The following is an 11376-nucleotide window of genomic DNA, read 5'->3' on the forward strand; positions in this document are numbered from 1 at the left end:
AGCCACATAATTTAACTTATTAATAAAATAGTCAATCATCTATTTTGCTTTACTATTTAATATATCAGTTAAGCCATCAATAATGTCACTAGCTAACATACTGTATTTACTAATTTTATTAGCAGATATATCACCAGCTAGGCCATGTAAGTAAACACCTAGGCAGGCAGCTTTAGAGGCAGGCAAATGCTGAGCAATTAATCCCGCCATAATGCCAGTTAAGACATCACCCGCACCTCCAGTTGCCATGCCATTATTACCAGACTGGTTAATATAGGTTGCTTGTTTTGGGGTTGCTACAATAGTTTTAGCATCTTTCATAACACAAATTACCTGATTAGCTTCAGCAAATTTTTCCGCCGTTTTAATTAGATTATTTTTAATTGTTTCAATAGAGAGTTGTGTTAATCTAGCCATTTCACCTAAATGAGGTGTGAGAATAATAGTTGCTTGCGCATGTTTAAGTAATGTTATATCTTGTGCTAATGTGTTTAGAGCATCAGCATCAATAATTATTGGTACAGTACTATATGCTAATACTTGAGATAAAATATTATATGTATCATCCGATACCCCCATGCCTGGACCAATGACAATAACTGACGCCCAATTTATTAATTGTTCAAGTTGAGCTTTGTTAATTTGATTTGGAATAAATGGTGTTAAAATTACTTCAGGAAGCTGACTGAGTAAGACATCATGATTACATTGAGGTGTGTAAATACGCACTAACCCAGCACCTGTTCGGTAAGCCGCTTTGGCCGAGAGATAGGCCGCGCCACACATATTTTGCGATCCAGCAATAACAAGCACTTTACCAAAACTGCCTTTATTGGTGTAATTTTCCCTTTTTGGTAAGAGATTAGTTAATTCAGAAGAGTGATAAGTAAAATGATTAGTTGGTTTATCGATATAAATTCCAATATCTGCAATAACAATCTTTCCGGCCAAATCAACACCAGGGTAAAGCGTTAAACCTATTTTTTGATAAGCAAAAGTGACAGTTTGTTTGGCCTTTATTGCATTTCCAAGTATTTGACCGGTATCTGCACAGATTCCAGATGGTATATCAATCGCAAGAACATCAGCACCACTTTGATTAATTAACTCGATTGCATGTAAAAAATCATCGGTTACAACGCGATTAAGACCTATGCCAAAAATAGCATCAACAATAGTCGTATAACCATGAAATGTTTCCGGAAGTGAAGTGTTTATTTTAATATTATAATACTGAGCTATTTTAATTTGTTGGTGGGTTTGTTGTGATGCGTTATTGGGATTACCAATTAAATAAATGGTAACCTCAATATGTTGTAATTTAAGTAATCTAGCAACAGCGACACCATCGCCACCATTGTTACCATAACCACAAACAACCGCAACTTTAAGTAGATTATATTGCTCACAATTAAGCTGCTGTACAATGGCTAACGCGGCTCGTTCCATTAAAACCATTGCTGGTAACCCAATTTGTTGTGATGTATAAGCATCAAAATGCTTCATTTCAGATGAAGTAACTAAATATTGCATAACAACCCCTTGTTAGCATGATATGTCACAGATGTGACACAAAATCATACCTTAACGTGTCGATGTTATTATTAAATTAGTGGGTTTTCTTCTTCTGATTTAATTTGTTGTTTTTGCAAACTCTCTAAAATCTTTTTATGAATACCACTAAATCCACCATTACTCATAATTAAAATAGCATCAGTTGGTCGACTTGCTTTAGTAATCATTTCCACCAATAAATCAATATCGCCAGACCAATAAGCTGGTTGAATACAAGCATCAACTACATCAACAACAAGCCAAGGTAATTGTTCTGGTTGGAAAATAAAAACCTCATCAGCACGGCCTAGTGATGGTGCCAATTCATCTTTTGAGATACCTAACTTCATAGTATTTGAGCGTGGCTCAAGTACAGCTAGAATTCGGCGATTAGCACCAATCTTACTACGGAGAGCTTCTAATGTGGCTAAAATTGCAGTTGGATGGTGAGCAAAATCGTCATAGATTTCTATATTATTCACTTCACCATAAAGTTCCAGGCGTCTTTTAGCATTAACAAATGAAGTAAGTGCATCACAAGCATCTGATGGCTTAATGCCAACATTATGTGCCGCGGCAATAGCCATCAACGCATTATGCATATTATGCTCACCAACTAATGAATATTGAACTTCACCAACTTTATTATTGTTTAAATAGACAGCGAAATGGCTGGCATCATTATTGATTCGTTGTGCTTGCCAATCAGTTTCTGATTCGGTGAAAGTTTGTTCACTCCAACACCCTTTTGCTAATACTTGTTTTAAATTAACATCTTCTTGTGGTGATATAATTAAACCTGTACTTGGTACTAAACGTATTAAATGGTGGAACTGTTTTTGAATTGAGCTAAGATCATCAAAGATATCAGCATGATCAAATTCTAAATTATTTAACACTAATGTTTTAGGGCAATAATGCATAAATTTGGAGCGTTTATCAAAAAAAGAACAATCATATTCATCGGCTTCAATAACAAAGTAATTACCTTCACCTAAACGAGCTGAAACCTCAAAATTACCCGGTACACCACCAATAACAAAACCTTGTTTATACCCTTGCTGTTCTAAGATCCAATTAATCATGCCTGCGGTGGTAGTTTTTCCATGCGTACCAGCAACGGCGATAACCCAACGGTTACACAATACATTATCATGTAGCCACTGAGGTGCAGAAATATAAGGAATATTATTATCAAGAATATATTCAACACAAGCATTACCTCTTGACAAGGCATTACCAATAATCACTAAATCAGGTATCGGTGTAAGTTGTGATGGATCGTATCCTTCAATGATATCCACTTTTTCTTTATGTAATAAAGTACTCATAGGTGGGTAAACATTTGCATCCGAGCCTGTGACTTTGTGACCTTGTGATCGGGCTATTAATGCAATTCCTGCCATAAATGTGCCACAAATCCCAAGAATATGAATATGCATTTTAAATCCTTAATTTTATTAACGATGATTTTTTACTACCAATATTATTTTGAACGGAAAAATTGGATATAATTTTGAATAATTTTAAAAATTATAATCGATTTTTATCATTTATGCGATAGGCCATAAGTGCTTAATCATTAATTTTGCTGTTTGGTTTCCTCTAAATTCATCAGTATCTAAATGATAAACTAATTTTACTTTTTTTACTGATTGATCCGGCCATTGAAGTAAATTAGCATTGAAATAGACCCCTTCAATAAGGCAACCACCATCTTTAGATGCTAGTACTAACTTAAGATGTTTTTGGGCAAATATTTTTTGTTGATGAATTATGAACTCACCATCAAAAATGGGTTCAGAAAATCCTTCGCCCCAAGGCCCGGACTCTTTCAATTGTTTAGCTATTGTATAAGTAAAATCTTGATTGTCTATTTCACCATCAGTTTCTATAATATGTTCGAATAAGTCAGCATGTAATCGCTCAGCGAGCAGTAACTCAAAACAGCTAGAAAAATAAGCTAAGTCTTCCTTTCGAATGGTTAATCCTACGGCCATTGCATGCCCACCAAAACTGACTATTAAATCGGGGTATTGTTGATTTAATTCGTCTAACAGATCACGTAAATGGACTCCTTGAATTGAACGACCAGAACCTTTTAAAAAACCATCGGGTGTTGCAGCAAATGAAATGACCGGACGATAGTATTTATCTTTTAAACGAGAAGACAAAATGCCGATAATACCTTGATGCCATTCTGGGTGATAAACTACTAAGGAATTAGGAATGGTAGTCTTTTCTTTTTCAATTTGTTGAATAAATGACAACGCTTCTTGATGCATTGTCTGTTCAATCAATTTACGATCTCTATTAAGCATATCAAGGTCAGTTGCTTTGCGAATCGCCGTTTCATAATTGTCACAAAGTAATAATTCAACACCAAGCGACATATTATCCATTCGTCCTGCCGCATTTAGTCTTGGTGCAACATAAAATGCCAGGTCAGTGGATGTAAATGAGGATGGTTCTTTTTTCGCTAGATGCAATAAGGCTTTTATACCTTCACAACAGTAACCCGAGCGAATTCGATTTATGCCTTGATGAACTAAAATTCGATTATTGTGATCAAGTTTAACTACATCAGCAATTGTTCCTAAAGCAACGAGATCTAACAAATTAGCAATATTATATTCAGCTAAATTATTATCAACAAACCAATTTTCTTGCCGTAATTTTGCTCGTAAAGCTGACATAAAATAAAAGGCCACTCCAACACCCGCTAGGTGTTTAGATTGGAAAGTACAATCTGGTAAATTAGGATTAATTATTGCATCAGCAGCAGGTAATTTTTCCGGACATAAATGGTGATCAGTAATTATTACCTTTAAATTAGCTTGTTTAGCAAACTCAACGGCTTCAATCGATGAAATACCATTGTCGACAGTAATAATCAGTTCGGCTTTTTGTAAAATAGCTTTTTTAACTACAGCAATACTTAAACCATAACCATCTTCAAATCTATTAGGAATAATATAATCGACAAATGGACATCCCATCTTGGTTAGTGCCTTAACAATTAAAGCGGTACTCGTTGCGCCATCTGTATCGAAATCACCAACAATCATAATGCGTTGTTTGTTTTTCATGGCTAAATAGAGAATTTCAACGGCATAGGTTATGCCTTGTAATTTATCGTAGTTATATAAATTACGAGTACTATAATCCAGCTCTTGCCTAGATTTAATGCCGCGTAAAGCATAAATCCGTTGCAATAATAACGGAATGTCTTTTGGTAACTCTGGTAAAGATTCTGGTAATTTGCGATGTAGTAATTTATTTTTATTCATATTTTAAATGTTAGCGCTGAGACGCTAACACAGTAATTATAGTAAGCTGATAGTTAAATTTTAATTTATATGACTAAATATAATTTAGTCGAATTTTTGGTTTAAAATTTCAATCAGTTTATCAGCTGGTACATAGCCTGAAATAAGTTCCCCGTTGGCTAAAACAATGGCAGGCGTACCACTGATGCCAAGTTGTTTGCCAACTTTAAATTGTTGATTTACATAAGGCACCATGCTATTAGCTGGTGAAATAGCGTTACCTTTATAAGCATTTTCAAAGGCAGATTTGCGATCAACCATACTCCAAATTGATTGCATATTTTTACCAACGTCACTGTTCGCTCCAGCACGAGGGAAGGCAAAATAATGTACAGAGATGCCAGCATCTAAATATTGGTTAATATTTTCATGCAATAATTTGCAATAGTGGCAAGTGTAATCAGTAAATACAGAGATAATATACTTCTCATTTTTGGCTTGATAAACAATAGCATCTTTCGCAATTGATTTAATTAATTTAGCATTATCACTATTAGCAATATTTTCAGGTTCATTACCTGAAAAATTATACATAGGACCTTTGGTTAAATATTTACCATTATTAGTAACATAAAAAAGACCATCAGGTGTCTGTACTTTTTTAAAGCCTTGTATTGGACTATTAGAGATTTTTAAATCTTTGGTGTCATAGCCTAATTTGTTTAGTGTTTTGGTAATATCAGCATTGTTGGCAAATACTGATGTTGAGATTAATGCTAAACCTAAAACTAATTTCTTCATTCAATAATCCTTAATGGTAAGAGCGTTAAGCTCGAGGATGATGTTTACGATGTAACTGTTTTAACCTTTCAGTGGCAACATGTGTATAAATTTGCGTAGTAGATAAACTACTATGACCAAGTAACATTTGCACCACACGTAAATCTGCGCCATGATTAAGCAGATGAGTTGCAAAAGCATGACGTAGAACATGTGGTGAAAGCGCTTCAATATTAATGCCCGTTAGTATGGCATAATATTTTATTCGATGCCAGAATGTCTGCCTGGTCATTTTTTTGCCTAATCTGCTAGGAAATAGCACATCAATTGGTCCTGCTTTGAGCAGATCATTTCGACCATATTTGAAAAAATATTCAAGCCAGTAAACGGCTTCTTCGCCTAGTGGTACTAGACGTTCCTTATTGCCTTTCCCAATTACTCTCACCACGCCTTGGCGTAAACTCACGTCACTAATCTCCAAATTAACCAATTCAGATACGCGTAATCCAGTAGCATAAAGCACTTCTAGCATCGCTTTATCTCTAAGCTCAATGGCATCATCAATACGGGGAGATTCAAGTAATGCTTCAACTTGAGATTCTGTTAAATCTTTCGGTAATTTCTTGGGTAATTTAGGTGATGAGAGTATAGCAGAGGGATCATCAGTGCGATAATTTTCTTGGTATAAATATTGGAAAAAACGTTTAGTAGCACTTAGTAAACGTGCAGAACTACTCGCTTTATAGCCATCTTTTACTCGTTGCATTAAAAAATCTTGTAAGTGCGTTGTTTGAGTAGTAAGGAAGGTAACTTGTTGTTGCTGTAATGATTGACTTAATGCAAGTAAATCCAGTTTGTAAGATGCGATGGTATTTTCTGCTAAGTTACGTTCTAACCATAATGAGTCTAGAAACTGTTCAATTAACATTTTATCCGATGCGGATATATTCTTTTCTGGCATTAAAAGATATCTCAGATCTTAAATAATTCCTCATATTATATACTAAGTAACCATAAGTTGCAGTTGTGCCAATGTAAAAACAATGTATTGTTACCTTACTCTTATTTTGAATATATTAACAAAGAAATAGAAGAATGAATTATCGAGAATAATACTTAAACGTACGCTTAACCTGAAACTTCTTTACAAGATTATGATTGAAATACACTAATAATAACTTATTAATATATTAGGTATTTTTATATAATTTAATATATACTATTAGATTAGTTCATTTTTCTAAAGTTAATTATGTTAAACCGAAGTATTAATCTTTTTGTTGCGCTGTTTGCTATTACTGTTATTGGTATTGAAAGTTATATTTACTGGCATGTGCAGCTCCGTCCTTGGCAACCTATTACTTCAATTGGGCGATTGGTTTTTTATTATAGCTTTTTTACGGTATTATCTAATTTCATGTTGGCATTAAGTTGCTTTTGGCTCGCTTTTAATCCTAATTGCAATCGATTCAGTTTTAAAGTTATTCGTTTAAATGGGTTAATAGGCGTTATTATCACAGCATTGGTTTATAACTTAATTTTACGAGCAATTCATAGACCGCCTAATGCAATATTATCTTTTACTAATGAGTGTTTACACGTTGTAATTCCTGCATTAGGTTTTTTAACTTGGCTAATTTGGGGACCGTTTCGACGAATCAATTTTAAAGTAATAGTTAGTTCATTATTATCGATGCTTGCTTATGGTATTTATATTTTTGTTAGGGGATACTATACTAATCAATATCCGTATCCTTTTATCAATGTGACGCGAATAGGTTATCCAAAAGCATTATTGGCTGTAAGTATGGTGGTTGTATTATTTCTTGGTTTGGCCTTTTTTTTATGGCTTATTGAATACTTAAGGAAACGAAAATGAAACTATATATTTATGAGCATTGTCCATTTTGTGCAAGAGCTAGAATGATTTTTGGTCTTAAACATATCCCAGTTGAGCAACATATATTACTTAGTGATGATTCCAAATCACCCACTAATATGATTGGTGAAAAAATGGTACCAATCTTACAAAAGGATGATGGTAGTTACATGCCAGAAAGTCTGGATATAGTTGATTATATCGATAGCAATTATGGTGATAAACCTATTTTAACAGGTGATAGATCAGCTAAAATTGCAAAATTAATTACACAGATAAATCAATATGATTACCGTTTAGAATGCCCGCGTTATATAAAAATGAATTTAGCCGAATTTGCAACGCAAAGCGCGATTGATGATTTCACAACAAGTAAAGCTCAAAAAATGGGATCATTTGCAGATTGTTTAGCACAGACCGAAACATTAGCTTCATTTGTAGCTAACTTGCTTAATGAACTTGAGCCATTGATCATCTCACCAGATGCATGTAATGGAAGATTATCTCTAGATGATATTTGTTTGTTCCCGGTGTTACGTAATTTAACTTGCGTTAAAAATCTAATGTTTCCAGTAAAAATTAAAAGCTACCTGCAATCAATGTCTGAACAAAGTAAAGTTAATCTGTTTTTTGATAAAGCCATTTAGCACAAAAATCACCCAATTATTAAATTGATAATAAAAAAAGTTCCGTCGCTAAATGGCGACAGAACTGCATAAAAAATGAGAAGAATCCTTGTTGTTAGATCTATACTAAGTAATTGATCTTTTATTCAAATAAAGATGTTAATGCAAAATTAATTACTAACTATTAGATCAACAATTTCAATATTTTTAAGCCCACCATAAACGTCATACCACGGTGTTGCATATTGTTGTAAAATCTTGTTGAGATGTTCAATATTTTCACGACCAGTTGAATCTAACCAACGTTTTAATCCTTCTTTACCATCTTTGGCATAAGCGGCTACACCTTCAAACCATGTTGCGCGACCACCTAAAATACCACTATATTTAGCCCCATTATCGCCAGCAAAAATCAATTCTTCATGGAAAGTTTTGGTTGGCACACCAGCACTTAAATAAATAAAAGGACGGGTTGCAATATCACTGGCTTGTTTAAAGTAATCAGCAGCTTGTTTTTGCGAATAAACCGCAACATTATTGCCGTTAAATCCCTCTACATTTTTAAACAACACTGGAACTTCCACTTTTAAAACATCAATGTAATACTGATCTTTAGTGAATTCTTTAATGGTATTAATCACTTTTTGTGGTTTGATTTTAGCAAACTCAGGACTTTTATCATCAGTAATCACATTATCATAAACAATAGGTTCTACAAAAACTGGAATATCAGCGGCTCTGGCTTCGTTACCTAAACGTTCTAAAAAGGCGTGTTTTTTATCTAAAATATCTTGTGGATCATCTGGATTATAATAAACAAGTACTTTGGCAGCATCCGCCCCTTTTTTCAATAAACGTTGTAATGAGTCTTCTGGTAGGATATCAGGTAATCGACCGGGAGTATTGGCGTCATATCCGGTTTTCTCATAAGACATTATTAATCCGGCATTTTTATTCTTTTTAGCCATGCCTTTAAAACCATATTCTTCATCTAATAAAATTGCACTAACATATTTAGTCAATTCTTGTGAAACCAGCTCTTTAAATTCATAAACCATATCAATGTGATAACGGTCCTTTCCAACAGCTGATTCCATCATTTTAACCATTGATCCACGCTGATCAATTGCTAAAGCTGCAATAACGCCTTCTTGATTTGACAATTGTTGCATACGTGTAAATTTGCCACGAGACATTCTTTTTATAGCCATTTTGTAAATCTCCATTTAATAAATTGCACTTATTGTATGTTTATTGTCCGGTTGTTTATTAATCATTTGTGCTAGATCTGACTTTAAATAAATTTTTTATAAATCAATCTGTTTTTATGACTTTGACATTCTGATTAATGGAAAAAATAATTGCATAGTGCAATTAATTTAGTAACAACATTAAAATTACTAATAAAGAGGTTATTTCTTTTAAAAAAGAAACAGTTGAGGTATAGTAGTACAAATTAATATACTGTATGTAAATATTTATTTACAAGGATGATTATGTCGTACTCTGCAACGGTCTCACAAACACGTGGTTTAAGTAATCAAGATTATAAAACCTTAGCACTTTCTGCATTAGGAGGGGCATTAGAGTTTTACGATTTTATTATTTTTGTCTTTTTTTCAATTACTATTAGCCATCTATTTTTCCCTATTGATATGCCAACATGGTTAAGTCAAGTACAAACTTTTGGTATTTTTGCTGCCGGATATTTAATTCGTCCATTTGGTGGTATTGTCATGGCGCATTTCGGCGATTTATTTGGTCGTAAACGGATGTTTACGTTAAGTATATTACTCATGGCGTTACCGACGCTCTTTATTGGTTGTTTACCAACCTATACCACAATTGGTATTTTTGCTCCTTTATTGCTATTGCTTATGCGATTATGCCAGGGTTTGGCTGTGGGCGGTGAAGTTCCCGGAGCTTGGACTTTTGTTGCTGAGCATGTACCAAAGAACAAGATTGGTTTAGCTTGTGGAATTTTAACCAGCGGATTAAGTTTAGGGATTTTATTGGGTTCATTAGTATCAACAGTAATGAATAAAAGTGTAACACCTGAACAAATGATGGATTGGGGATGGCGAATCCCGTTTATTATTGGGGGTATTTTTGGTTTAATCGCTATGTATTTACGTCGATGGCTAAAAGAAACGCCCATTTTTTTAGCGATCCAAAAACGTAAGCAACAAGAATTATCGAAAAAACTTCCGATAGTAACCGTTATTACTCAATATTTGCCTCAAACTATTTTATCTATGTTACTTACTTGGGTTTTATCTGCTGGTATCATGGTTATCATGTTGATGACTCCGATTTTGTTACAAAAGCAGTTTGGGTTCTCCGCGATTGATGCATTACAAGGGAATATTTTAGCCATTATCGGACTTATTATTAGCTGTACTTTCTATGGGATGATGATGGACAGATTTGCTATGGGTAAAGTGCTATTTATTGGATGTATTATTGCCGCCATTATTATCACTATTTTTTATTTATCTTTGGATAATCCTCATCTTTTATTTATTACCTATCCGTTAGCTGGTTTTGCTGTTGGGATTGTTGGTTCTTTCGCTTATTTCATGGTGAAAGTGTTTCCTACCGAAATCCGTTATAGTGGCGTGTCATTTTCGTTTAATATGGCTTATGCAATTGCTGGTGGTTTAACGCCATTACTGATTTCTTTTTTTAGTGATTTCCTCAGCAAAATGGCACCGGCATTTTATGTTGTTACGTTATTTATTTTAGGGGCTGTAATTGGATTGTTTTTGTTAATCCATAATAATAGTGAACGCTATGTTGCAAAAGATATTTCATAATAACTAGTGATGCTAATAATCAATTTTCCTTATTAATATTGTGTAAAATTCAGAGTAGACAGAGAATAACCTCTGTCTTTCTAATATGTTATAAACCTGTTCAGATTTTATGATGATGGTTATTTGTAAAAAAGCGTACTAATCACTTCTTATTTTTTGACAAAAAGTTTCAGGTCAAGCATACGTTTCAATCAAATGCAGGTGCTGAATTCAACATCTAAGTGCGAATCGAGTTAGTAAAAGGCTTGATAAGGTGTTTTATACTTGAGCCTTTTTCTTGGACGATGATTAAGTCGATTTTCGACCGCTTTAATCTCTTCATCACTGATGCTATCAAATACCATTCTCTTTGGAAAGTATTGTCTGATTAATCCACTCGTATTTTCGTTTGTCCCTCGCTCCCAGGATGAATATGGATGAGCGAAATAAAATTTACACCTCAGACGCTCTGC

The 11376-nt window shown here is 34.0% G+C and carries 10 protein-coding genes; 3 read left to right on the forward strand and 7 right to left on the reverse strand.

Going from position 1 to position 11376, the window contains the following annotated elements; genetic code table 11:
- Positions 1 to 39: 39 nt before the first annotated feature.
- From Q0K76_RS10160 to xerD, 5 genes are all read right to left on the reverse strand, one after another.
- Positions 40 to 1533, reverse strand: coding sequence for an NAD(P)H-hydrate dehydratase (locus tag Q0K76_RS10160; RefSeq protein WP_294615276.1), 1494 nt, complete (start codon positions 1531 to 1533; stop codon positions 40 to 42).
- 71 nt (positions 1534 to 1604) lie between these two features.
- Complete coding sequence (gene mpl / locus Q0K76_RS10165) at positions 1605 to 2996, reverse strand: UDP-N-acetylmuramate:L-alanyl-gamma-D-glutamyl-meso-diaminopimelate ligase (protein ID WP_294615278.1); 1392 nt, start codon at positions 2994 to 2996, stop codon at positions 1605 to 1607.
- A gap of 111 nt (positions 2997 to 3107) precedes the next feature.
- Positions 3108 to 4844: a single-stranded-DNA-specific exonuclease RecJ gene (gene recJ / locus Q0K76_RS10170; protein WP_294615281.1), complete on the reverse strand. Its 1737-nt coding sequence runs from the start codon at positions 4842 to 4844 to the stop codon at positions 3108 to 3110.
- A gap of 84 nt (positions 4845 to 4928) precedes the next feature.
- Positions 4929 to 5624, reverse strand: coding sequence for a bifunctional protein-disulfide isomerase/oxidoreductase DsbC (gene dsbC / locus Q0K76_RS10175; RefSeq protein ID WP_294615284.1), 696 nt, complete (start codon positions 5622 to 5624; stop codon positions 4929 to 4931).
- A 25-nt stretch (positions 5625 to 5649) separates the two neighbouring features.
- On the reverse strand, positions 5650 to 6564 hold the full coding sequence (xerD, locus tag Q0K76_RS10180; RefSeq protein ID WP_294615287.1) for a site-specific tyrosine recombinase XerD: 915 nt from the start codon (positions 6562 to 6564) through the stop codon (positions 5650 to 5652).
- Positions 6565 to 6855: 291 nt separating this feature from the next.
- Between xerD and Q0K76_RS10185 the strand changes: the two genes are divergently transcribed.
- Both Q0K76_RS10185 and grxB read left to right on the forward strand, forming a co-directional pair.
- Positions 6856 to 7482, forward strand: coding sequence for a Pr6Pr family membrane protein (locus Q0K76_RS10185; protein WP_294615290.1), 627 nt, complete (start codon positions 6856 to 6858; stop codon positions 7480 to 7482).
- Positions 7479 to 8129 carry a glutaredoxin 2 gene (gene grxB, locus Q0K76_RS10190; protein ID WP_294615293.1) on the forward strand — a complete coding sequence of 217 codons (651 nt, stop codon included), beginning with the start codon at positions 7479 to 7481 and terminating at the stop codon, positions 8127 to 8129. The genes Q0K76_RS10185 and grxB overlap by 4 nt, the downstream gene beginning before the upstream one ends.
- A gap of 149 nt (positions 8130 to 8278) precedes the next feature.
- On the opposite strand, the gene Q0K76_RS10195 is transcribed toward grxB, so the two are convergent.
- A complete protein-coding gene (locus Q0K76_RS10195) occupies positions 8279 to 9313 on the reverse strand; it encodes a tagatose 1,6-diphosphate aldolase (protein WP_363322468.1) in 1035 nt (344 codons plus the stop codon).
- A 291-nt stretch (positions 9314 to 9604) separates the two neighbouring features.
- Between Q0K76_RS10195 and Q0K76_RS10200 the strand changes: the two genes are divergently transcribed.
- The gene (locus Q0K76_RS10200) at positions 9605 to 10924 is read left to right on the forward strand and encodes an MFS transporter (protein WP_294615319.1); all 1320 of its coding nucleotides are present in this window, start codon (positions 9605 to 9607) and stop codon (positions 10922 to 10924) included.
- Between the two features lie 233 nt (positions 10925 to 11157).
- Here Q0K76_RS10200 and Q0K76_RS10205 read toward each other — a convergent pair.
- Positions 11158 to 11376, reverse strand: a 219-nt coding sequence (locus Q0K76_RS10205) for an IS30 family transposase (RefSeq protein ID WP_294615322.1), incomplete at its 5' end; no start/stop codon positions are given.

The organism is uncultured Gilliamella sp., assembly GCA_945271295.1.
Classification (GTDB): domain Bacteria; phylum Pseudomonadota; class Gammaproteobacteria; order Enterobacterales; family Orbaceae; genus Gilliamella.